We start from the raw sequence: 23,863 nt of genomic DNA on the forward strand, positions 1-23,863 counted from the left end.
GGGAGTTTGATTGCACTATCAGACACCTTTACGCCCACACAGTGGTAACTCGATTGCTTGCCGTGTCTACGTTTGAATTGTGGGTACCTGGCTTTCAACTTTGGGTTAAAAAAGTTATCAAAAGCTTGGTGAAGATTGATGACGGACTGTTGTAAAGCCATTGAATCGTATTGCTTCAACCATTGGTATTTCCGTGATTTCTTGGCAACCGCAAGTAGGGGTTTTATGTCTTTCTTCGGGTTCAGTATGACACCATGCTTGCGGTACATATGGGACTTTAAATGTAAAGCTTTGTTATACGCAAAACGCACAGCACCAAACTGAGCCATCAAAAAGTCAGCTTGTTCTTGTGTTGGATAAATGCGTACTTTTGTTGCTCTTAACATTTCAGTGCTCACCTGTATAATGGCTTTATATTATTGACTTAAATAGGTTTTGTAAAATGAGCGCGCATAATAAAGCACTGCTTCAAGATTATCTCAGAAAAAGGCATAGTGTGAGCAAACTAGTTGTACATCTGGTGTTCACAACGAAATATCGAAGAAAGATTTTTACGGGTGTAATGATTAAGCAGTTGAAAGAGGCGTTTGAATCTGCTTGCGTAAAATTGGAGTGTCAGCTTATTGAAATGGACGGCGAACAAGATCATGTTCATTTGCTGATCTCATATCCACCCAAACTTTCAATCAGCATAATGGTTAATAATTTGAAAGCTGTTTCATCTCGTATGTTGCGACGACAAAACACACACCTTACAAGACAGAGTAAAAGCGCCGCCTTGTGGTCACGTTCATACTTCGCTTGCACTGCTGGCGGTGCAACAATTGAAACGTTAAAGGCTTATGTGGAGAGTCAGGCGATCCCAGATTAAGCCGCTATCGCATCTTAACGCCTTATATCCCCGCCCTCATCGGGCGAGGGTTTACGGCGAAATTGCTAAAAATGCAATAACTGCATTCTTATCATTTTGTTGTTTACCCCACATCAATATAAAACAATACGCAATTTCTACATCATTTTTATAGGCTGTCTTAGATACCTGTGCCTTATACACATGGCAAAAATCCTCATAATTAAAAGATTCTACTCTTCGTTCATAGCTTCCCAGTTTTGCATCCTGATATAATTTTTTTGCGATTTCATCAGAAACTGGTGTACAGGCGCTATCTGATGTTTTGATAGGAACACGGGATGACCATACCCCTTTACATCTTTTTTTTACGATAGAATTTTCAAAATGAAGTGGATAAAAAGACATCAGAGTAAAATTATTACTATTCAGTTGCAGCCAATCCCATGAGGAACTAGAGGTTTCTGGGCAATACAAAAACATATGCCTTTCTTTATTATTCATGATGAGTTTATATTGGCTTTGATCTTTTACAGTTTTAATATACTCTGCTGTTAATTTTACCTCTTTAAAATAAGGGTCTGAATTATAATAATCGAAATATAAATAAACCCCAAAGATTGACATTGTAATATCATATAAATATACAACATCCTCAACCTCATCATTTATGCCAAATACATAAGATTCATCATATTGTGGTGAGGCCGAGAATTGTATAGGAATAACATATTGCTGGTAATCTTTCTCTGAACCAAAGTAAGCATAGCGTTTGTAAGCACTGTCAGGTTTATCCATACATAGTACACGACCATGTTCATCTATTACTTTATATACGACTTTGGGATACAATCTAGTACTGATTTTTTTTGTCTCTGTTTCGTTTGTTTTTTGAATGGATTCATCATGTGCAATATTATAGTTATCTGATAAGCCGGAAGGATTGTTCGCATCAGGAGTAAATTTATCAGATTTTTCAAGTTATTTTTCTTTTTTTCATATGTGGTAACCACATTGCTGTAATTTTTAATTATCTTTCTAATAGTTATTTTATGGTTGAATAACTTAATAATTATAAGTTTTTTCGATAATCAATTAAGTATAGTTGGTCATGGTTTTCCTGCTAGTTTATTTTTATGCTTTCAATGGAAAATATGTACGCTAATGGTAATTAAAAAGAGTAGGTGATATGGCTAAAACTAACTGTTTTTATTGATTTTGAGTTCTATATGTCTGAGATAATGTCTGATTGTAAAATGATGCTAATAATATGAACTTAATTAATGATGATTTTCGATTTAATTTACTTTTATAAATAGTTATAGTTATAGCTATAGTTATTTATAAACTGTCAGTTTTCTACTATTTGCTATTTTTTTATTTAATGTATTAAATTAAGGTGTGTAGCTAAGATATTCTTGGTCAAATCGTAGCAGGAGTAACTTTGAGTTCTTATTACTTTAGCGCTTATAGATATCCAACACATTTCGAGCATGACCAGCAAAGAGGTCGTTCGAAATACGGTATATATAATAAAATCAGGAGGTTGAGTATGGGTATTCTGTCATGGATTATCTTTGGCTTGATTGCGGGGATCATCGCAAAGTGGATTATGCCGGGTAATAATAGTAGTGGCATCATTATGACAGTGATTTTAGGAATTGTTGGTGCGGTCGTTGGCGGCTATATCAGCACATTTTTTGGTATGGGAAAAGTAGACGGCTTCAATCTGGGTAGTTTTGCGATTGCCGTTATTGGCGCGTTAGTTGTTCTGTTTATATATCATAAAGTTTCTAATTCATAGATCAGTAAAAATAATGAGTGTATATGGTTGATATTATATGTATCTTTTGTTGTAGGGCAAATTGGTTCCCGATGAATTTGTCATTTTCTTGCGCCGCGATGCAACTTGAAATCCATCAGGTGTAGCCGTTGGTATTCTATAACCGATAGAAATATAACCGATAGAAAAAGGGCGTGATGACTGAATGCCCTTTTTCGGCTGGGTGAATTTATTAACTTATTTCTCTAATGGAAGTGCAGCGTCGGCTCCCCATTCCGCCCATGAGCCATCGTATAGTGCGGCGTTTTTGTGGCCGATTATATCAAGCCCTAAGATTAAAACAGCAGCCGTCATACCAGAGCCACAACTGGTGATAATGGGCTGTTCCAAATCGACACCTTGTTGTTCGAAGATAAGTTTAATCTCATCCGGCGATTTATAACGTCCATTTTCAAGTAGTGTTGTCCACGGGACATTTTTTGAGCCGGGAATATGACCCATTCTTAAACCGGGGCGGGGTTCAGGTGCTTTGGCCTGAAAACGCTCTGCTGATCGGGCATCGATAAATTGCACTTGCTTCTTGTTATCGAGAATATCAAGGATTTGATGACGGGAAACGACACACTCAGGAGAAAAGCGGGTATTGAATACCTGAGCATCATGGCTGAATTCTCCCGATTCAGTTGGATAACCAGCCTGTTGCCAGCCTTGTAAACCACCTTCAAGAATACGGATGTTCTGTGCACCGAAATTCTTAAATGTCCACCATGCCCGGGGTGCTGAAAACATATTTCCCTGATCGTAAATGACTATCAGGTGCTGTTCACTGATACCCATTGCACTAACGGCTTTCTGGAACGTTTCCGGCTCAGGGAGCATATGCGGTAATGCACTCCGAAGGTTGGCTATTTTATCAAGATCAAAAAAGCAGGAACCCGTTATATGCTTCTCCAGCCATTTTTGCTGATAATCAATGGATTCAGTTGGCATAGGTGCACTGGCATCGATAATAACAACATTCTCATCATTGAGATGTTCATTTAGCCATTGTGGAGTAACAAAATACTGACTGTTCATAAGATTCCCCGTCATTGGATATTCCGCACGTCATGCTGCTAAATTGGCACGCTATAACTCTGAAGGCATATCGGCTGTTACTGTTGCCCGGATTGTGTATTTTCCTGATGTATCGTTTCAGGCTGTACTTGTTGTGTTTCTTCTGTTGAGGCCATTGAACGGTTATACATGTTCATTCCTGCTAAAATAATGCCTCCGATAGAGCCGAGGGTGAATAGGACAATAATAACAAGCAGGATCTTTTTCATCTTTGTTCCCGATAAAATTCTTAGTCATGTCGAAGGGCAAAAGTATATCGGCTTCTATATTCCTGACAAGCAATAAGCGATCTTCTGGCTTTTTCTGTAAAAAAGCTGGAAAGCTGTTCCCAATAATCACGATATCAGGCTGATCTGAGGGTAACTCTGTGGGAGAATAGGATGACAATTCTCATGCAGCAAAATATATGGCACTTTCCAGTTCAATAAAAAATCAAATCAGCCAATGGTATAAGGCGTTATCTACCCATATTGATGGCTTCATTCCCAGAGCACCCCAGCGTCAGATGATTGCAGAAGTGGCGAAAACACTGGCAGATGATGAAGGGCGGCATTTGGTAATAGAAGCCCCCACTGGAGTAGGAAAAACCTTATCCTACCTTATTCCCGGTATTGCGGTCAGTCGGGCTGAGCAAAAGCCATTAATAGTGAGTACTGCTAATGTGGCTTTACAGGATCAGATTTACAGTAAGGATCTGCCGTTATTACGAAAAATCATCCCGGATTTAAAATTCACCGGGGCGTTTGGTCGCGCGCGTTATGTTTGCCCGCGTAATCTGGAGGCTATTTGTGCCGCAGAGGGGGAGCAAATCGATTTAATGCTGCTGGTGGAAGATAAGACTGCTGTAGCCAATAGTGAAGAACGGGAACTGTGTCGCAGGTTACGCAATGATTACACCACTTTTGTCTGGGATGGTTTGCGGGATCACCATCAACTGGCACTGTCGGATTCGCTGTGGTCAAAAGTAAGCACTGATAAGATGAACTGTCTGGCGCGTAACTGCCAGTTTTACCAACGTTGCCCATTTTTTCTGGCCCGAAGAGAGATTGAAGATGCTGATGTCGTCGTTGCCAATCACTCTCTGGTGATGGCGGCACTGGAAAGTGAATCTGTCCTGCCGGAAGCTAAAAATATGTTATTGGTTCTGGATGAAGGCCATCATATTCCGGATGTTGCAAGGGATTCACTGGAGGTAGAAGGAGAAATTACGCTTTTTCAGCTTAATGGTCAGTTGGATTCTTTTATTCGTCATGTAGAGCAATATTTGCTCCAGTTCCGTCCGGCCAAACCACCTGCTTTGGCTGATATAACCCGCTTGCAGGCTCATTGTGAAAAAATCCGCGAGTGCTTCAGGGAGTTGGCTGATATTACTCAGACGTTACTGCCAGAACGTGGAGAAGCGGAGGAATACCTGTTTGAACTGGGAAAATTACCGGATAATTTATTGCTGTGCTGTCAGACACTTTTTAAGCTGACGGATGGGTTGCGTAGCTTATCTGAAGCGATTCTGAATGACCTCACCGATCAAACGGCGAAACAGGATATTGTCAGATTGCACCGGGCTATCTTGCTGACTAGCCGGACACTGGGTTATTTCGAGAATATGGCAAAGTTGTGGCGGTTGGCTTCGCTGGAAGAGTCTTCTCATGCTCCCATCTCAAAGTGGCTGACCCGCCGTTATGAGAAAAATCAATCACACCTTTACTTTCATTGCGCAGGTATCCGTGTCAGTGAACAATTAACCCAGTTATTGTGGAGAAACATTCCGCATATTGTCGTGACATCCGCAACATTGCGTTCTCTCAGCAGTTTTTCCCGCATTCAGGAGCTGACAGGGTTGCATGAAAATTATGACGATCGCTTTGTTACTTTAACGTCTCCCTTTGAACATGTCCGGCAAGGGCGTCTGATTATTCCACGCATGACACTGGAGCCTACAATTCATAATGAAACACAGCATCTTGAGCAGATGGCCCGCTATTTCCGTTCTCAGGTATTGCTGGGCGCGCATCAGGGGATGTTAGTGTTGTTTAGCAGCCAACGTGCAATGGACGGTTTTCTCGAGTTTGTAAAAGACTTACGCCTGATGTTACTGGTGCAGGGGGATCAGCCACGATACCGGCTGGTGGAAACCCATTGCAGGCGTATTGATGAAGGGCAGCCCAGTGTTCTGGTTGGGTTACAGTCTTTCGCTGAAGGGTTAGACTTGAAAGGCAATTACCTTTCACAGGTACACATCCATAAAATTGCTTTTCCGCCCGTCACAAATCCGGTCATTATCACTGAAAGTGAATGGCTTAAATCGCTGAAACGCTACCCTTTTGAAGTGCAGAGTTTACCGAGTGCTTCTTTCAGTCTTATCCAACAAGTAGGAAGACTTATACGCAGTCATGAGTGTCATGGAGATGTCATCATTTATGACAAAAGGCTTTTAACCAAGCGTTATGGCCCCCGTTTACTGGAGGCATTGCCGGTTTTTCCGATTGAGCAACCGGATATCCCTTCGGAAGAAGTATTACTGAAAATGAAAAAGGATAAATAATATAAAAGTTAATATTATTTATCCTTAAGACAAAATTCAGCTGATAACTGTTATTTATCCGATTTTTTTCAGGAAGCAGGTTTTTAACACTAACCCTTTGATTTTATCAGCGTTACATTCGATTTCGTCTTCACGGTGGGTCAGGCGAATATTTTTAATTAATGTGCCACGTTTCAGCGTCTTAGAGGTGCCTTTGACTTTCAGATCTTTGATGACCTGAACTGAATCACCATCATTCAGCAGGGCACCATTGGAATCTTTAACTTCGATATCCATTGTATATTTTCCTCATGTTTATTTTTAAAGCAGGTAGGATTATAGTGAGAAAAATTATTTTTTTAAAGGTTAGTGTGATTTTTTAGGTTATAACTTCTGTTTTGAATGTTTTTAATAATAAAAAGGCCGTAGTAACGGCCTGATGACTGTTTTTTATCTCATAGCTCAATATTGGCTTCAAGAAACCATAAAAACTTATCGAGATCACGGGAAGCGGCAGTGAACATATCTGCTGTATCCTCATCTTTGGCATCACCAATAGCCTGACGGATACCATTAGCAACGACGGCATAACGATCGGCCAGTGCTTTTAAGTGATCCTGTACATTGTGAATATCCGTCGGGTAACTTTCCAACTGAGTTCCTTTGTGAACTTCTTCAAGTGTGCCCATCGCAATACCACCCAGTTGTACGACACGTTCGGCAAAAGTATCGAGATGATCAACGAGTGCAGCACGGAAATCATCCAGCATTTTATGGATAGCAATAAAGTTTCTGCCGCGTATATTCCAGTGTGCCTGTTTAGTCATCAAAGACAGGTCAGTAAACTGGATTACCATATGATTCAGTGCATAAATTGAACTTTGTTTAACGCCTTCGCTGATATTATTACGGGTGTGAATCAGTTTGGAGGCATTCTTTCTGACAAATTTTGCGGTACTCATTTTTAATGCTCCCTTAATTTAAATTTATGACATGGAATACATTAAAAGTAGCCTAACATTGAGCAGACGTCATATCGATTTATGCTATCGAATTGATAGTTAATAAAAATATCGTTAATTAATATCGGAGATAGTAAAAACCGAAAGATATTAATACCTTTCGGTTTTCATGGGCTACTGACGGGAAGTTTATGCAACTTTTTCGATTTTAGTTTTTTGCTTCATGGTTGAAGTGGAACCAATTGAGGCACAAATTATGCACAGAAGGGCAAGCCACTGGGTCATGGTCAAATGTTCATTCAGGAAAATAATGCCGGATAAGGCACCCAGTGCGGGTTCCAGACTCATTAAAGTACCGAATGTTTTGGCTGGCAGACGTGTCAGCGCAATCATTTCCAAAGTATAGGGAAATGCCGTTGATAAGATGGCGATACCCAGAGCAACAGGCAGTAATGAGACGTCAAACATAAGCTCCGGCCCGGTTTGGATGAACCCGATCGGAAAGAAAATAACGGCCGCAATTAATGAACCGATAGAAACTGTAGCTGCACCATGACCGGCTCCGGCACGTTGGCCGAAGATAATATAAAGTGCCCAGAAAACACCGGCTCCCAATGCATATATAATACCGACAGGATCGAGTGTGCTGACATCATTACCGATAGGTAACAGAAAACCTAATCCGGCAATAACCAATATGATCCAGAGAAAATCTACTGGTCGGCGTGAGGAAAACATAGCGACAGCCAGCGGGCCGGTAAATTCAAGTGCGACGGCAATTCCGAGGGGAATTTTGGATAATGCCATGTAAAACAGATAATTCATTCCACCGAGTGAAATACCGTAAGCGAGGAGAGGGAGGATCGATGAGCGGGTGAATTTTAGCCGCCAGGGTTTAAAAATCAGAAATAGAATAATCGTCCCCAATGCAAGTCTCAGGGCAGTCACACCAGGCGCACCAATGACATGAAATACGGTTTTGGCTAGTGATGCACCAGCCTGAATTGATGTCATTGAAATTAATAATAAAACGATAGGAAGCAGGGGAAAAGATGCTGCCCGATGTTTAGAAAAGGACATTTACAGAAAACCTCAATTACAACATGTTATTTAGGAGAGCCATCTTCGCAGTGAAATAGCCAGAATACAACAGTATTATCATGCCTTATGAGCATTAAATTCGCGTATAAAAAGAATAAGCATGAAGTATAGTCATTAATTCTGCTTAATTCATATATTGTGAAAGCAAGATATCCATGTAAAAGTAGTATGTTAAAATCCATTGATGATTTTATCATCTTTAATTATTATGCTATTTCCTTAATGTAAATTAAGTATGAATTTCAGGAGAGAAAATATGATAATAAGAGCCGCTTCTATGCAGGATGTTGATGATGTTTTATTACTTTATAAAACATTATTCAGCGAAATGGCTGAGTTACAGCCTGACAGATGGAAAAAAGTCTCACAGGATAGAGAATTTATCATATCTACTCTTCGTGATGATAACTTTAAATTATTAGTAGCAAGGGATGATAATAACAATATAACAGGTTTTTGTATTGCACAGAAAAAACAGACACCTCCATTTAAGTGCCTTGTTCAGAGAACATATGGCTATATTATTGATGTTATTGTCAGTCAGAATGTAAGAAGTCAGGGCATTGGTCATAAGCTATTAACAGAAATGAATAAATGGGCGCAGGAAAATAATTTAACTCACTTGGAACTGAGTGTTTTATCTGAAAATATTGCAGCAACGAAGTTTTATGAAAGAGAGGGATACAAAGAAGTCAATAAACTGATGGCAATTACATTGTAATTATGGAGTGAAATATGAAAGTTTCCTTAATAGATTTAGATAAAAATAACTATCAGAAAGTTATGTCTCTTGAGCTTGAATACGGTCAGGAGCAGTTTGTTGCATCAAATGCGGAGTCAATTGCAGAATCAAAATTTAATCAGTATTGTAGGCCAAGAGTCATTATTTTTGGCAAAGAGATTGTTGGTTTCGCTATGTATGAGCGCTGTGTGAATGAGGGAAAGCCGAACGAATATAATCTTTATCGGATGATGATTGATAAAGATTATCAGAATAAAGGAATTGGCAGTATTGCCATGAAATTATTACTGGATGAAATGAAAGAATATACGGATTGTCACAAGATATCTGTCTGTTATGATGAAACAAGTCAACGGCATAGCAAGTTTTACCAACGTTTCGGTTTTTATTGAAGTAGGTTATTGTGATGAGCATGAAGAAATGTTAGCAGAAATTGTTGTGGAAAATAAAACGAGTTATCTGTAAAGCGCTCATTTAAAAATGAACAGACAGTTTTCGTATGATGAACATTTGTAGTAGAAGTTACAGGTAAATTAATTTCCCGGAACCTTGCTAAATGCAGGTTTGTCTGCCAGAATTTTAAACAAGTAGGCAGTAAGTTTATTTGATGTATCCTCGAATTTTTCAAGTAAAAATACGATAAGCCTTCAAACTTCTGTGGTGAAATAATGGAAATAGGGAAACGCTTTAATGATAGCTTTATCTTAAAATTATTACTATTTATCATGATTGCCGGATTGGGGTTAAGAGTACCAATATCTTATATCCCGCCGATGTCACAGGAAATTATTGACGATTTAAAAATAAGTTACTCTACCTTTGGTTTAATAACATCATTGTCACCGTTGTGTTTTTTCTTTTTTTCTCCATTAACACCTTATTTTGAAAGAAGAATAGGTTTACATAAAACCTTATTAATGACATTTATTGTTGCCATTGTTGCGTACATCTTAAGGTTAAATAGCTCTCTGACATTACTGTTGGCTTCTACAGTCATGTTTGGGTTTGCAATCGCATTGGGTAATATTGCTTTACCTTCTTTCTTTAAAAGTCTGGGAAGTAACCGAGTCGCTCTTCTGTCATCCTCTTATACTGCATCTTTATATTTGGGACCAGCAATGGCGACCGGTCTGACGTTACCAGTTAAGCATATGCTGGGTTTTTCTTGGAATGAAGTTTCCTGGATTTGGGTACTTATTCCAATATTTTCAGTGATATTAATCCTGCTCTTTTCTGGTAAAAAACAAAAGAAATCACTAGGTAACTCAAATATTCGGAATAATGATGATGATAAACCAGTGAAGGTGATTAACCCGTGGTCAAGCATTTCATGCTGGATGATGGCCGTCTATTTTTCTGTTTTATCGTTTAACTTCTATATTATTACGGCATGGTTTCCTGAAATTATCAGCTCTTATGGTATGGAGCAGACGGAAGCCGCATCTTATGCTGCCCTGTTCTCATTAGTTGCAATCCCTTTTGCAACACTTACTGCATTTTATATCTATAAAATAAAAAGACAGGTAATTATGTTTGTGATTAATCCTGTTATTGGTATGCTGGGGATTGTTTTATTTGTTTATGGTCAAAAACATTTTATTCCTGTTGCGGTGATGATCATGGGTATTGGTGCAGGTATTTGTACCGGAGTGGCATTCTTACTGCCACTACTGCGTTTTAATCATACTACTAATATCACAAAAGCAAATTCAATGATGCAGTCAATCGGTTATTTAATTGCATTCTGTGGCCCGCTTATTTCTGGTTATATCCATGATGTTACCGCTTCCTGGACTTTTGTTCTGTGGTTACTTTTCCTCGTTTTGGCAATCCAAGGAATTTTGGGAATAATAATCGGAAGGAATGAAAAACTTGACGCGGCTTAATGTGTAACTCCAAGTAAAACCTAAGAAAATAATTAGCGGTTTTTATAACCGCTAATTACCAAGCGTGTATATTTCACATCTATATTTCTATTACCATCCCTGTTTCTTTACCATAAACACTGCGTATATAGCCTCTTGCTATCTGTTCACCCGTGCAGGTTTCTTGTCCGGGGAAGAATCTGGCATAACTGGTAAATGATTCATCCAATAATTTAGGACTGACTACGTTGATTCGGGCATCTGTGATTTCAGTAGCAGCGGAGCGGACAAAAGCCTCAATAGCACCGTTGGTTACGGCTGTTTGGGAGCCATTAGGTGACATTATTTTGCCAACAATACCTGATGTCAAAGTAATTGAGCCGCTGGGTTTTATGTATTTTAAGGCTCGGAGTGCAACATTAATCTGACTCAGGGCTTTATTCCTGATACTTTCCTCATAATCACGTAGGTTATCCGGCTTTGCCCAGTTGGTTTTACCAAATGCACATATAATAGCTTCAAACATTTTATTTTTAGATAAAAAATCATCTAATTGTTGATTATCAAAAACATCAAGTGGATATTCAGATGAATTACGGCTGGCCTGAACAATTTCAAGACTTGTATGGTTATCAGTCAACAAAGGATGGTATTTTTTAATGTTACTGATAATGTGTTTTCCTATATTTCCTGTTGCTCCTATCACTAATATTCTCATATTGATAACTCCGTAATTGAATAACAGTTAGCCGGATAAATCATGTTTATTTTATTTTTGAGTGTAGTTCATTCCTATATTCTTTCAGTACTTCATCAATAACCCAACTGGTACGTGCAGAAGATATACCATTCGAAGGGATTATGCCTTTTCCTTGTAATTGCTGAATTATCGTTTGTATAAATGGCATTTGAATGTGTTTCGGATTTTCGAAATGAAACTGATGCAGTGTATTGCTTTCATCATAATATAAAATTGGAGAGTCACCGAATGTGGAAAAAGTTATTTTACCTTTTGTACCAATTATCTCGGTTTTATCTTCACGAGAACCTGCAACAAAATTCCAGATGCCAATACCCTGCACTTGATTTTCAAACATGAATGACATTGAGACACAATCTTCTGCCGGATACGCTTTTGCCTGAGAATTCGCATGCCCTCTGACGGAAACAATTTTTCCCAGAAGGAAATCCAGTATATCCAGTGTGTGGCAGGCTAAATCAACAAATAATCCGCCACCGGATATTTCTGGCTGCACAAACCAGGGCAGATTTTCGGGATCAAGATAGCGAGATTCCATTTCCCTGAATAACTGGCAGCTTACCATACGCGGAGAACCAATAGCGCCTAAGTCAATGAGTTCTTTTATTTTTATAAATCTCGGCAATGCCCTACGGTAATAAGCGACGAATAATGGAACATTATAACGTTGGCAGGCAGCAATCATTTCATTACATTCTGAAAATGTCAGAGCCATTGGTTTTTCTACATAAACAATTTTACCGGCAGCGGCAGCTAATAAAGTATATTTTTTATGGCTGGATGGTGGTGTTGCAATATAAACAGCATCAATCTCGGGATCGTTAATCAAAGATTCAGCATCAGAATACCATTTAGGAATATTATGCCTGTCGGAAAAATCTTTGGCTAAAGCGGCATTTCGCCTCATAACAGCAATTAATTCTGAATTTTCCAGTTTATAAAAAGCAGGGCCACTTTTGACTTCAGTTACATTACCACAACCAATAATACCCCATCTGATTTTCTGCATTTTATTTTTCCGGTAGATTCATTTGTTAAATAGTAAATATCCCTTTCTAGTTTATAGTAACCCTGTTTCTTATTCTATATTTGCATAGGGCAACTAGTATTGTGGCATTAGAGAAATTTATTACCCTGATATCAATGTAACATATAGAGAAACCCTGATCGTCGGCTTCACTGATCGCGATGAAAGCATTCTGGCGATACTTTTTTCTTCTTGTGGCATAATGGGCAACTATCGATTTTTCCAAATTCCCTTTTTATTCACTTTAAGAGCAAAAGTTGTGTTAAGTACAAACAACATCACTATGCAGTTTGGCAGTAAGCCTCTGTTTGAAAACATTTCTGTTAAATTCGGTAACGGCAACCGCTATGGCCTGATTGGTGCCAATGGAGCGGGTAAGTCAACTTTTATGAAAATTTTAGGTGGAGACTTAACACCGACTTCCGGTAATGTCAGTCTCGACCCGAATGAACGTCTGGGTAAATTACGTCAGGATCAGTTTGCCTTTGAAGAATACACTGTCTTGGATACGGTTATCATGGGTCACACAGAGTTGTGGGAAGTGAAACAGGAGCGTGACCGTATTTATGCTATGGCAGAAATGAGCGAAGAAGACGGCTATCGTGTCGCTGATCTGGAAGTTGCTTATGGTGAAATGGATGGCTATAGCGCAGAAGCCCGTGCCGGAGAATTATTACTGGGTGTTGGTATTCCGGTAGAGCAGCACTATGGCCTGATGAGTACTGTTGCTCCGGGTTGGAAATTGCGTGTCCTGCTGGCTCAGGCACTGTTTTCTGATCCTGATGTTCTGTTACTTGATGAGCCAACCAACAACCTGGATATTGATACTATCCGTTGGTTGGAGCAAGTGCTGAATGAGCGCAACAGTACCATGATTATCATTTCCCATGACCGCCACTTTCTGAACACAGTATGTACTCATATGGCTGATTTGGATTACGGTGAACTGCGTCAGTTCCCCGGTAATTATGATGAGTATATGGTGGCAGCAACTCAGGCCCGTGAACGTCTGGTGGCAGATAATGCTAAGAAAAAGGCTCAGATTGCAGAGTTGCAGTCGTTTGTCAGTCGCTTCAGCGCGAATGCGTCTAAATCCAAACAGGCCACTTCACGTGCCCGCCAGATTGACAAAATTCAGTTAGAAGAAGTGAAGGCTTCCAGTCGCCAGAATCCGTATATCCGTTTTGATCAGGATAAAAAGCTGTTCCGTAATGCACTGGAACTCGAAGCTTTGACGAAAGGTTATGATAATGGCCCGCTGTTTAATAACCTGAATCTGTTGATGGAAGTTGGCGAAAAAATGGCGGTGATTGGTGAGAATGGTATCGGTAAAACGACACTATTGAAAACACTGATCGGTGAAACTGAACCAACCAGCGGCACGGTTAAGTGGTCTGAAAATAGCACTATTGGCTATTATGCGCAGGATCATGCCGGTGATTTTGATGGTGAACTGACTGTCTTTGAATGGATGAGTCAGTGGAGACGTGAAGGTGATGATGAACAGGCAGTACGTAGTGTACTGGGGCGTTTATTATTCAATCAGGATGATATCAGGAAGAAAGTCGGCGTCTTGTCCGGTGGTGAAAAAGGCCGGATGTTGTTTGGCAAGCTGATGATGCAAAAGCCGAATATTCTGGTGATGGATGAACCGACCAACCATCTGGATATGGAATCTATCGAGTCGCTGAATCTGGCACTGGAACTCTATCAGGGCACGCTGATTTTTGTTTCCCATGACCGTGCTTTTGTCAGCTCATTAGCCAGCCGTATTCTGGAAATAAAATCCGATAAGGTTGTTGATTTTAAAGGTACTTATGATGAGTATCTGAGAAGTCAGGGGATTGTTGTGTAAACCTGCTTATTGATGACCCCGTTTTAACGGGGTCAGTCATTCTTACTTTCTTACTTTCGGCATACTTCACACTCAGGATCTTTCGCTAATTTTATTTCACGGAACTGCATTGTCATTGCATCGAACAGTAATATTTTTCCTTTGATAACCTTTCCGTACTGAGCCAGTAGTTTAATTGCTTCCATAGCCTGTAATGAGCCGATTGTACCTACAAGTGGTGCCATTACGCCCGCTTCAACACAGGTCAGGCTATTTTCACCAAATAATCGGCTAAGACAACGGTAGCAAGGCTCTTCCTCATGATAGGTAAAAACTGACAGTTGCCCTTCCATCCGTATGGCAGCCCCGGAAACCAAAGCCGTTTTATGCTGGTAACAGAGGCGGTTAAGTTGTTCGCGGATGGCAACATTATCGGTACAATCCAGTACAACATCATGTCGGGTAATTAACTGGCTTAACGCTGGGTCATCTAATAACCCTTCGATAGGGTGGACAGCAATATGAGGATTTATCTCCCGCAGCGTTAGAGAGGCTGAATGCACCTTAGCCATACCAATGCGTTCATCACGGTGCAGGGTTTGGCGTTGTAAATTAGAGAGAGAAACAGTATCAAAATCCAATAATGTGATTGTCCCAACTCCCGCAGCCGCCAGATATTGAGAAGCGGCACAACCGAGACCACCCAGACCAACGATCAGCACGTTGGCGGATTTTAATTTTTCCTGCCCGTCAAAATCGAACCCCCGCAGAACAATTTGCCGATTGTAGCGAAGTGTTTCTTCATCTGTGAGTTCATTAATCATTTTTTATTTATTGATTTTTCAGCAGTTGATTGAAAAATTCTATTTGCACAGTTTCTCCTGCTGCAACAGAACCTCGCTCCCGTTCAAGAACAATAAAGCAATTACCAAGACTGTATGAACTGAAAATATGGGAACCCTGATGACCGGTGGTTTTTACTTCTAATTCACCCTGTTCAGTAAGTGCTGCAATCCCGCGTTGGAAATCCAGCCTGCCGGGTGATTTTTTCAGTGGAGTAACTGCTTTGGCATTAAGGCGCATGGGAGGCTGCCATGAGCTGAAACCGGACAGGTGTGCAATCAGCGGTTGGACCAATTGATAGAATGTCAGAACAGCGGATACCGGATTACCCGGCAGGCCACAAAACCATGCTTTTTCCAGCTTACCGAAAGCAAAAGGTTTACCGGGCTTAATGGCTAATTTCCAGAAGCTAATCTGGCCCACTTCGTCCAGAATCTGTTTCGTGTAATCAGCTTCACCTACGGAAACTCCACCACTGCTGATGACTAAATCGGCTTGTGCATTGGCTTGCGCGAAAGCGCGATGCAGGGCGTCAGGATCATCAGGAATGACGCCGAGGTCGATAACATCACAATCCAGTTTTTCCAGCATCAGGCGAACTGCAAAGCGGTTAGTGTCGTAAATTTGTCCGGCTTGTAATGGCTCACCAATGGCCTGTAATTCGTCACCGGTAGAAAAAACTGCAACTTTTAATTTGCGGATCACGTCAATTTTTGCAATGCCCAGTGAGGCCAGCAGAGGCAATTGTGCTGTCGAAAGCTTAATGCCTTGTGGCAGAACAACCGTATTTTGGGCAATGTCTTCGCCAATGGTGCGGATATTCTGCCCCTGACGAACTGGGTGGGTAAACCGAACGCCCGTTTCAGTTGTTTCCGTCTGCTCCTGCATAACAACAGCATCGGCGCCTGTGGGGATTGGAGCGCCTGTCATAATACGGATACAGGTGCCTGAGGGCCATTCTCCCTGAAACGGAACACCAGCCAGCGCTTTTCCTGCCAGCGGTAAAGTTTTTGTTTCATTCAGATCAGCCAGACGAATGGCATAACCATCCATCGCTGAATTATCAAAAGGGGGAACATTAATCGGAGAAATAATATCTGTGGCCGTAACGCGGCCTGCTGAATACATCAGGCTGATTGTTTCTGTTTCGGTGAGAGAAGCGGTTTGGGACAGTAGTTTTTCCAGCGCCTGTTCGAGTGAAATTAAGCCTGAGGTGTAACAATGATCCATGAAAACTCCCAATGTGCGGCAAATAGCATAGTGGCATTATGGCAAAGATCCTTTTAATGGGAAATTATTATGCCTGACAGATTGAAGATGATTCTCTGAAAAGTAAAGGAAAGCAATTCTGATTGATTAATAAAAGATGCATATCATATCTATGATTTGCTATAACTAAATAACGACAATTAAAACAATCAATTACATAAGAATTTAATCACTATGAGTAACCAAGTAGCAGCATCTGATGATCGTCATTATCTGGCTATTCAAATCGCATTGAGCGGATTCCTTGCTTTGGTTGTTGCGATGGGAATAGGGCGCTTTACTTTCACTCCACAAGTTCCGCTGATGATTGCTGAATCACAGTTCACGCTGACGCAAGCCGGAATTGTGGCAGCCTTTAATTACCTTGGCTATTTTGCCGGCTCTTACGATGCGATGCGGGCGAAGCGATTTGTGGAATATCGCCTGTGGGGAGGGCTTTGGGGGGCGGTTATTATTACACTTCTGTCCGCCTTGCTGGATGGCCCGGTATTACACAGTATCGCCCGCTTTTTTATTGGCTGGGCAAGTGGCTGGACATTGGTATTGGTAGCGGCATGGTCGAACGATGAACTGGCAAAGCTGAATCGTCCGGGGCTGAGTGCCGCCGTTTTTGCCGGAACCGGGATTGGGATTCTGGTCAGTGGAGTGCTGGCGGTAGGAATTCAGTCGTGGGGAATGGGTGCGTCTCAGGCATGGCTTATTTATGGCATTCTGGCTTTATTGTGCAGTATTTATGCCAGCCGCTATTTACCACGGCGGGGAGAACTGCATCGGCCACAAGTTGCAATGCAAAAACTTGCTTTAACACCTGAAATCAAGCGGCTGGTATGGAGTTATTCGCTTGCCGGATTCGGCTATATTCTGCCTGCAACATTCCTTTCTCAAATGGCTTCAGAGCGTTTTCCCGGCAGCCTGTTTGCGCAATTTGTCTGGCCGATATTCGGGGGAGCTTCAGTTATCGGTATTGTGCTGGGAATTTTGCTACGCCACATCTCTACAGCGCAAATTCGTCTGGCTATTACACTCTGGCTTCAGGCTCTGGGAATTTTGGCAGCAGAAGTTTTACCTGGAATCAGTGGCCTTATCATCGGCGCATTTCTGGTCGGCGGCGGTTTTATGTGTGTGGTACAGCTGGCGTTGCTGTATGGGCGTGAACTGGCTCCCAATCATACCCAGTATATGGCTGGGCTATTAACTACCGGTTATGCTTTGGGGCAATTGGTCGGCCCAGTGCTATCAGCTATTTCGACATGGCTGACAGGTAAATTGGAACCTGCGCTATATGTTGCATTTATTGGTTTGGTTATCGCCGGATTGCTGGTCTTTAATCGCAATAAAATTTCCCGTGAATAATCCTGATTTGGCGCATTGATGCTGTACAGGTATAGTTATGCGCCTGTCCTGATTGAAGACAGAATACAGCCGGTAGGACGCTAATTTGAATGGTGGCAGGTATAGCTATTCGATATTCAATATTGATATAGTTGTTCGTGGTAATAATGTGAGTGAATGCCCCATCAGTAGATATCATGTAATGGAAGTATTATCTTTGGAGAATCCGATGTCATCCTTAAGTACAGAAGCCGCGTTGGTGCATTCGGCACTGGTTGAGCGTGGTCTTGAAACCCCACTGCGTGAACAGACTTTAGAGCCTGAAGTGCGTAAAGTCCGCATCGAGGAACATATGACAGAAATTATGAAACTGTTAAACCTCGATTTGAGTGATGACAGTCTGGCGGATACGCCGTGTCGTATTGCGAAAATGTATGTGGATGAAATATTTTCCGGCTTAGATTACAGAAACTTTCCGAAAATCACTCTGATAGAAAATAAAATGAAAGTCGATGAGATGGTGACAGTACGGGATATCACATTGACCAGTACCTGCGAACACCATTTTGTGACTATCGATGGGAAAGCCACTGTAGCTTATATTCCTAAGGATAAAGTCATTGGGCTATCGAAAATTAACCGCATCGTCCAGTTTTTTGCACAACGCCCGCAGGTACAGGAGCGGCTGACCCAGCAAATTCTGATTGCGCTTCAGGCTTTGCTTGGGACGAATAATGTGGCTGTTTCTATTGATGCTGTGCATTACTGTGTCAAGGCTCGTGGTATCCGCGATGCCACCAGCACCACAACGACTACATCTCTTGGCGGTTTATTTAAGTCCAGTCAAAATACGCGACAGGAATTTTTGCGTGCTGTGCGCCACCTGCACTTATCGTGATGAATCTGTGTTGTCATGATGAGTAGTAAACTAAATTGCGGAGCAGCGAGCCACAGGATTACGGTGCTTGATAGCGTACGTGGTTTCGCTGTTCTGGGCATATTATTACTGAATATCTCCGGTTTTGCGTTGCCATATGCCGGTTATACCAACCTCTTTTATAAAGCTGAGGTTCTATTTTCTGACGTATTAACATGGTCTGTCCTGAACACTTTTGCTCAGGGAAAATTTTTATTTATCTTAACGCTGTTATTTGGCGCCTCACTTGAGTTATTGAGGCAACGGGAGCATCACTGGAATCGTTGCCGGTTGATAATTCTGGCTGTTATTGGTTTATTACACGGAATTTTGCTATGGGATGGCGATATCTTGTTGTCATATGGTCTGGTCGGCCTTCTGGCACTACATTGGATTAATAATCGTCCCAAGTTGTTTGAGCGGGGCATTGTCTTATACTTGTTTGGGTTGATGATGTTCTATCTGTTGGGGCTATTTCCGGTCGAGGAAAACAGTACTTTTTGGTGCCCTTCAGATCAGGATATTCTGCATGAGAGTTACTGGAAAACTCAGGGCGGGTTAGTCGCAATAAAACATCGTCTAAACCAGATCGGTGGCGTGGTGATAGTGACCATTGCGCAGTATGGCTGGCAGCTTCTGGGAACAGTGCTTTGCGGCGCAATGCTATTACGTAATGGTTGGCTGAAGGGAGAGTACAGTCTTTCTCACTATCGTCGTGCGGCTCTGTGGCTATTTGTGAGCGGCCTGTTGATTCAGTCTGTTGCGCTGTCAGTATTGTATTTAGATCCTTACAGTTACTTCTCTGCCTGGACAATCCGCCAGACCATCACTGAATTAGCGACACCTTTTATAGCGTTATCATATGTGGCGCTGATTTATGGATTCTGGCCAGTCATATTTCGCTGGCGGGTGGTTTTCTGGTTACAGCAGGTTGGCAGAATGGCATTGACCTGCTATTTGATGCAAACTTTAATTTGCACCACACTCTTTTATCATTTTGGGTTATTTAATCAATTTACCCGTTTGGAATTGTTAATATTTATCCCTTTTATCTGGGTATGTAATATCAGTTTTTCCTGCTGGTGGTTAAAACGTTATCAGCAAGGGCCTGCTGAAAAACTTTGGCGGGCACTGTCTGGAAAGCTGTAAGAAAGATTCTCAACTGTTAAGAGCCTATTACCAGAAGAAAGATAGGCTCTTTTTATTTTTATTTGTTGCGATGCTTATTTTCCATTTCCTGTAACTCTTCTGGTGATACAGCAGGGTAGCCTTTAGTGCCTGTTGGAGTGATCTGCTGGCTGGGAATGGGGGTTAACGGTCCCAGAAAACGAGGTTCTCGCTTTAAAATATACAAATCAGCCCAAGCGCCAAGGCGGGCTAATACTTCACGAAAACGTACAGTCATCATATTCTTAGGAGAAGAGACGGCATAACACTGTGCTTCTATGCCCATATGCATTGCAATAAAGAGGGCGCGTTCACAATGGAAACGTTGAGTGATAATAGTGAAGTCGTTAGTATCAAATACCTTGCGAGTTCTGACAACCGAATCTAATGTCCTGAAGCCCGCAAAATCCATCACAATTCTAGAGGCCGGAATACCTGCCTTAATGAGATCTCTTCGCATCGTATTGGGTTCATTATAGCTGTGTTGGGCATTATCTCCGCTTAATAGCAGATATTTGACCTTTTCACTGTTATAGGCATTAACAGCCCCTTGAATACGATAGAAATAATATTGGTTATATGCGCCGGTTTTATAATACTTTGATGTGCCTAAAACCATGCCCACTTCTCGCTCAGGAAGCTGTCTGAGATCATCAAAAATATAGGGAGCAGTTTTCCAGCTGATCCAGCGATCAAGCATAATAGCTGATAGCGTAAAAACAGCTATTATGAAGATTAGACTGGTAATTAGATGCTTCCTCATTATTTTTGCCTTTTATATAACCGTAACCAAGTCATTAAAGGCTACTTTACTTGGAATATTGAAGCAAGTGTTGGATTAATCACATGAATATAAAAACGAATTATCGGTTAAGTGCCTGCCGGTATTTACGGCAGGCATGAATATTATCAGAATGATGTGCGTTTATAGATGCGGTATTCTGGTTTCCAGAAATTACGCTCAATCGCTTCTTCCAGTGCATCTTCTGAAGTAACTGTTGCTACACCCTGAATCTGGGCTTTTTTCGCTACTTCTTTGGCTATCTTACGGGAAACACCCTGAATGTCATCGATCAATGGCAGTAATGGGCCAGATCCGGTTTGTGCCAGAGGAGAGCAGTCTGCTAATGCACGGCTGGCTGCCATTAGCATGTCATCTGTCACACGCTTGGCACCTGAAGCAATAACACCTAACCCGATACCCGGGAAGATATAAGAGTTATTACACTGCGCAATCGGGAATTCCTGACCTTCATACTGCACCGGTGAGAACGGGCTGCCGGTTGCGACCAGCGCTTTACCTTCGGTCCAGTTAATGATGTCTTCTGGACGTGCTTCCACGCGCGATGTCGGATTTGACAATGGCATGACAATCGGGCGTTCACAGTGTTTATGCATTTCACGGATAATTTCTTCTGTGAACAGGCCGGACTGACCAGAAACACCAATCAGAACAGTCGGTTTTGCGTTACGGACAACATCCATTAATGACAGACTGTCTTTATCGACATCCCAGGATTGCAGTGTGCTGCTTTTCTGAACCAGTACGCTTTGGAAATCCAGCAAATTCGGTTGCTTATCAGTGAGTAAACCGAAACGATCGACCATGAATACACGGGCACGAGCCTGTTCATCACTCAGACCTTCCGATTTCATCTGCGCGATGATTTGCTCGGCGATACCACAGCCCGCAGAACCGGCACCAAGGAAAGTGACTGTCTGGTCTTTCAATTGACGGCCTGCGGCACGACTGGCTGCAATCAGGCTACCGAGAGCAACAGCGGCTGTACCCTGAATATCATCATTGAAGCAGCAAAGATCATTCCGGTAACGGGTCAACAGCGGCATAGCGTTATTCTGCGCAAAGTCTTCGAACTGTAACAGAACATTCGGCCAGCGGCGTTTTACTGCCTGAATGAATTCATCGACGAAATCATCATATTCCTTGCCTGTAATACGGGGATGACGCCAGCCCATGTACAGTGGGTCATTCAGACGTTGCGGGTTGTTTGTACCTACATCCAGCACGACAGGCAGGGTATAAGCAGGGCTGATCCCGCCACAGGAAGTATATAAAGATAATTTACCGATAGGGATACCCATACCACCAATTCCCTGATCGCCAAGCCCCAGAATACGCTCACCATCGGTGACAACGATAACTTTAACATTCTGTTTGGTGGCATTTTGCAGCATGTCATCAATATAAGCCCGGTTCGGGTAAGAGATGAACAAACCTCGGGCACGGCGGTAAATATCAGAAAAATGTTCACACGCTTCACCTACTGTCGGCGTGTAAATGATAGGCATCATTTCGCTGAGATGGGCGTCAAGGAGCCGGTAGAAAAGAGTTTCGTTCGTATCCTGAATATTCCTCAAATAAATATGTTTATCCGCATCGTTTTTAAAATCGCGGTATTGGCGATAGGCGCGTTCTGCCTGCTCTTCTATTGTTTCAACGGCTTGAGGCAATAAGCCATGCAAATTGAAATTGCTGCGTTCTTCTTCCGTAAAGGCGCTGCCTTTGTTTAGCAGGGGAAACTCCAACAGGATGGGGCCAGCGTAGGGAATATAGAGAGGACGTTTACTTTCGTGTTCCAGTTCCATGATGCTTACTCTTTGGACTAATCAAAAACAAAATCGACTATAGATCCTAAGAAGATAAAAAAAATAAGTACAGTAAATGTTACTTAAATATATTTATATTAGGCAAAAATGAGAGATAACATGCAGAATTAGCTAATTAAATGTTATTTAATTCTTCAGTTTTGCCCAAAAATCTTACAGGATGATCAGAATGTATGGTGTTCTATTTGTTTGCAACCGAGAAAATTCAAAGTAGATTCGGTTGCATTCCAATGGGAAAGTTGACCATTTTTCCCTTCTACAAGTATTGCCCGTTTGATCGAATGGCAGTCACTTCCTGACATATTCATCAGTATCAGAGCTGCCTGTAAAGGAGGTAAGCTAGGGTTAAATGCGGCATTTTCTGCATAGCGACCAGTATAAACGCGGTTTTGCTCATCTATCAGTGCAACACCAGAGTGGGACTGACTATAGGGTGCGTGGCTCTGATTTGCGGCATTTAATGCTGCCAGAACACATTCATCTTCGGTATCCAATTGATAGCCATGATGAATAGTATCTAACAGTAAATGGGTGACAGATAAATCACGTGGGCCAAATGCTTCTGGCAGATAATCCGCCAGTGTCAGGCGTGGGCGCTCAGGCAAACAGATTTCCAGTTGTGTTCCGCTGTTTAACTCATTCATAAACTGGCGACAGTGACCACAAGGGGAGTAATTAATGGTGATAGACACCAGTTTTTTCTCACCACGCAACCAAGCATGAGTAATGGCTGATTGCTCGGCATGAACAGTCTGCTGTAATGGAACGCCAATAAATTCCATATTGGCACCAAAGTAGAGGTTGCCGCTTTCTCCCCGGACGATGGCCCCGACACGAAAGTCTGATATAGGGGAAATGGCACAGGCCGCAGCGAGTGGTAGCAGGGCAAGTTCCAGTGCATGATCATCAAAGCCGCAGGCCTGCTTGATTAACTCAACCTGCTCTGCTGTCAGCATAGCTGGAAAATCGTCATTACCAATATAGGGCAACAGCGCCTTTTGTAATTCAGGCGTGATTTCTGACCAGATAGCATGAAAACGAGCTTGCATATAAATAATCTCCAAATTAATTGCAGGTTATTCTAGGATGACTGCTCAGGTTTATAATGTGATATGTGCCATATAATTCATGAAATTTTTGTAACAAA

The 23,863-nt window shown here is 41.7% G+C and carries 24 protein-coding genes; 10 read left to right on the top strand and 14 right to left on the bottom strand.

The features are described from left to right. On the bottom strand, nucleotides 1–386 hold a 386-nt coding region (locus Xinn_RS03070; RefSeq protein ID WP_153043401.1), incomplete at its 3' end, for a helix-turn-helix domain-containing protein. Nucleotides 387–442: 56 nt separating this feature from the next. Here Xinn_RS03070 and tnpA point away from each other — a divergent pair. Next, the gene (tnpA, locus tag Xinn_RS03075) at nucleotides 443–871 is read left to right on the top strand and encodes an IS200/IS605 family transposase (protein WP_099137599.1); all 429 of its coding nucleotides are present in this window, start codon (nucleotides 443–445) and stop codon (nucleotides 869–871) included. A 51-nt stretch (nucleotides 872–922) separates the two neighbouring features. On the opposite strand, the gene Xinn_RS03080 is transcribed toward tnpA, so the two are convergent. After that, nucleotides 923–1,648, bottom strand: coding sequence for a lectin MOA-related protein (locus Xinn_RS03080; RefSeq protein ID WP_086953713.1), 726 nt, complete (start codon nucleotides 1,646–1,648; stop codon nucleotides 923–925). Between the two features lie 754 nt (nucleotides 1,649–2,402). On the opposite strand from Xinn_RS03080, the gene Xinn_RS03085 reads away from it, so the two are divergent. Next, the gene (locus Xinn_RS03085; RefSeq protein ID WP_086953712.1) at nucleotides 2,403–2,654 is read left to right on the top strand and encodes a GlsB/YeaQ/YmgE family stress response membrane protein; all 252 of its coding nucleotides are present in this window, start codon (nucleotides 2,403–2,405) and stop codon (nucleotides 2,652–2,654) included. 216 nt (nucleotides 2,655–2,870) lie between these two features. On the opposite strand, the gene sseA is transcribed toward Xinn_RS03085, so the two are convergent. Next, nucleotides 2,871–3,710 (bottom strand): 3-mercaptopyruvate sulfurtransferase, encoded by an 840-nt coding sequence (gene sseA, locus Xinn_RS03090; RefSeq protein WP_086953711.1) that lies wholly within the window; start codon nucleotides 3,708–3,710, stop codon nucleotides 2,871–2,873. Between the two features lie 77 nt (nucleotides 3,711–3,787). Continuing rightward, the gene (locus Xinn_RS21900; protein WP_169923520.1) at nucleotides 3,788–3,958 is read right to left on the bottom strand and encodes a hypothetical protein; all 171 of its coding nucleotides are present in this window, start codon (nucleotides 3,956–3,958) and stop codon (nucleotides 3,788–3,790) included. A gap of 197 nt (nucleotides 3,959–4,155) precedes the next feature. On the opposite strand from Xinn_RS21900, the gene dinG reads away from it, so the two are divergent. Next, nucleotides 4,156–6,291, top strand: a complete 2,136-nt coding sequence (dinG, locus tag Xinn_RS03095) for an ATP-dependent DNA helicase DinG (protein WP_086953710.1) — start codon at nucleotides 4,156–4,158, stop codon at nucleotides 6,289–6,291. 54 nt (nucleotides 6,292–6,345) lie between these two features. On the opposite strand, the gene Xinn_RS03100 is transcribed toward dinG, so the two are convergent. The 3 genes from Xinn_RS03100 to rhtA all read right to left on the bottom strand — a co-directional run bounded on the left by Xinn_RS03100 (nucleotide 6,346) and on the right by rhtA (nucleotide 8,312). Continuing rightward, the gene (locus Xinn_RS03100) at nucleotides 6,346–6,567 is read right to left on the bottom strand and encodes an alkylphosphonate utilization protein (protein WP_045969765.1); all 222 of its coding nucleotides are present in this window, start codon (nucleotides 6,565–6,567) and stop codon (nucleotides 6,346–6,348) included. 158 nt (nucleotides 6,568–6,725) lie between these two features. Beyond that, nucleotides 6,726–7,232, bottom strand: a complete 507-nt coding sequence (gene dps, locus Xinn_RS03105; protein ID WP_086953709.1) for a DNA starvation/stationary phase protection protein Dps — start codon at nucleotides 7,230–7,232, stop codon at nucleotides 6,726–6,728. A 189-nt stretch (nucleotides 7,233–7,421) separates the two neighbouring features. Then, nucleotides 7,422–8,312 (bottom strand): threonine/homoserine exporter RhtA, encoded by an 891-nt coding sequence (gene rhtA / locus Xinn_RS03110; RefSeq protein WP_086953708.1) that lies wholly within the window; start codon nucleotides 8,310–8,312, stop codon nucleotides 7,422–7,424. A 277-nt stretch (nucleotides 8,313–8,589) separates the two neighbouring features. Between rhtA and Xinn_RS03115 the strand changes: the two genes are divergently transcribed. From Xinn_RS03115 to Xinn_RS03125, 3 genes are all read left to right on the top strand, one after another. Then, nucleotides 8,590–9,054: a GNAT family N-acetyltransferase gene (locus tag Xinn_RS03115; protein WP_086953707.1), complete on the top strand. Its 465-nt coding sequence runs from the start codon at nucleotides 8,590–8,592 to the stop codon at nucleotides 9,052–9,054. A 14-nt stretch (nucleotides 9,055–9,068) separates the two neighbouring features. Then, nucleotides 9,069–9,467, top strand: coding sequence for a GNAT family N-acetyltransferase (locus Xinn_RS03120; RefSeq protein ID WP_244590121.1), 399 nt, complete (start codon nucleotides 9,069–9,071; stop codon nucleotides 9,465–9,467). A 276-nt stretch (nucleotides 9,468–9,743) separates the two neighbouring features. After that, nucleotides 9,744–10,961, top strand: coding sequence for an MFS transporter (locus tag Xinn_RS03125; RefSeq protein ID WP_086953706.1), 1,218 nt, complete (start codon nucleotides 9,744–9,746; stop codon nucleotides 10,959–10,961). Between the two features lie 79 nt (nucleotides 10,962–11,040). Here the strand turns inward: Xinn_RS03125 and Xinn_RS03130 are convergent, their stop codons facing one another. Then, nucleotides 11,041–11,658, bottom strand: a complete 618-nt coding sequence (locus Xinn_RS03130; protein ID WP_086953705.1) for a short chain dehydrogenase — start codon at nucleotides 11,656–11,658, stop codon at nucleotides 11,041–11,043. Between the two features lie 46 nt (nucleotides 11,659–11,704). Then, a complete protein-coding gene (locus tag Xinn_RS03135) occupies nucleotides 11,705–12,709 on the bottom strand; it encodes a Gfo/Idh/MocA family protein (RefSeq protein ID WP_086953704.1) in 1,005 nt (334 codons plus the stop codon). A gap of 277 nt (nucleotides 12,710–12,986) precedes the next feature. Here Xinn_RS03135 and Xinn_RS03140 point away from each other — a divergent pair, with 277 nt between their 5' ends. Beyond that, on the top strand, nucleotides 12,987–14,582 hold the full coding sequence (locus tag Xinn_RS03140) for an ABC-F family ATPase (RefSeq protein WP_086956455.1): 1,596 nt from the start codon (nucleotides 12,987–12,989) through the stop codon (nucleotides 14,580–14,582). 50 nt (nucleotides 14,583–14,632) lie between these two features. Here Xinn_RS03140 and moeB read toward each other — a convergent pair whose 3' ends face one another. Further along, nucleotides 14,633–15,385: a molybdopterin-synthase adenylyltransferase MoeB gene (moeB, locus tag Xinn_RS03145; RefSeq protein ID WP_086953703.1), complete on the bottom strand. Its 753-nt coding sequence runs from the start codon at nucleotides 15,383–15,385 to the stop codon at nucleotides 14,633–14,635. A 7-nt stretch (nucleotides 15,386–15,392) separates the two neighbouring features. Further along, the gene (moeA, locus tag Xinn_RS03150) at nucleotides 15,393–16,634 is read right to left on the bottom strand and encodes a molybdopterin molybdotransferase MoeA (protein ID WP_086953702.1); all 1,242 of its coding nucleotides are present in this window, start codon (nucleotides 16,632–16,634) and stop codon (nucleotides 15,393–15,395) included. 213 nt (nucleotides 16,635–16,847) lie between these two features. Here moeA and Xinn_RS03155 point away from each other — a divergent pair, with 213 nt between their 5' ends. The 3 genes from Xinn_RS03155 to yeiB all read left to right on the top strand — a co-directional run bounded on the left by Xinn_RS03155 (nucleotide 16,848) and on the right by yeiB (nucleotide 20,070). Further along, complete coding sequence (locus Xinn_RS03155; RefSeq protein ID WP_086953701.1) at nucleotides 16,848–18,026, top strand: YbfB/YjiJ family MFS transporter; 1,179 nt, start codon at nucleotides 16,848–16,850, stop codon at nucleotides 18,024–18,026. Nucleotides 18,027–18,234: 208 nt separating this feature from the next. Further along, the gene (gene folE / locus Xinn_RS03160; RefSeq protein ID WP_086953700.1) at nucleotides 18,235–18,903 is read left to right on the top strand and encodes a GTP cyclohydrolase I FolE; all 669 of its coding nucleotides are present in this window, start codon (nucleotides 18,235–18,237) and stop codon (nucleotides 18,901–18,903) included. Between the two features lie 63 nt (nucleotides 18,904–18,966). Then, complete coding sequence (gene yeiB / locus Xinn_RS03165) at nucleotides 18,967–20,070, top strand: DUF418 domain-containing protein YeiB (RefSeq protein WP_422645998.1); 1,104 nt, start codon at nucleotides 18,967–18,969, stop codon at nucleotides 20,068–20,070. A 58-nt stretch (nucleotides 20,071–20,128) separates the two neighbouring features. Here the strand turns inward: yeiB and sanA are convergent, their stop codons facing one another. From sanA to cdd, 3 genes are all read right to left on the bottom strand, one after another. Continuing rightward, on the bottom strand, nucleotides 20,129–20,851 hold the full coding sequence (gene sanA, locus Xinn_RS03170; RefSeq protein WP_086953699.1) for an outer membrane permeability protein SanA: 723 nt from the start codon (nucleotides 20,849–20,851) through the stop codon (nucleotides 20,129–20,131). 146 nt (nucleotides 20,852–20,997) lie between these two features. Next, entirely contained in the window at nucleotides 20,998–22,695 is a 1,698-nt protein-coding gene (locus Xinn_RS03175; protein WP_086953698.1) for an NAD-dependent malic enzyme, read from the bottom strand. Nucleotides 22,696–22,880: 185 nt separating this feature from the next. Next, the gene (gene cdd / locus Xinn_RS03180) at nucleotides 22,881–23,765 is read right to left on the bottom strand and encodes a cytidine deaminase (protein WP_086953697.1); all 885 of its coding nucleotides are present in this window, start codon (nucleotides 23,763–23,765) and stop codon (nucleotides 22,881–22,883) included. Between the last annotated feature and the right edge of the window lie 98 nt (nucleotides 23,766–23,863).

Origin of the sequence: Xenorhabdus innexi (assembly GCF_002632485.1) — a bacterium.
GTDB classification, from domain to species: Bacteria; Pseudomonadota; Gammaproteobacteria; order Enterobacterales; family Enterobacteriaceae; genus Xenorhabdus; species Xenorhabdus innexi.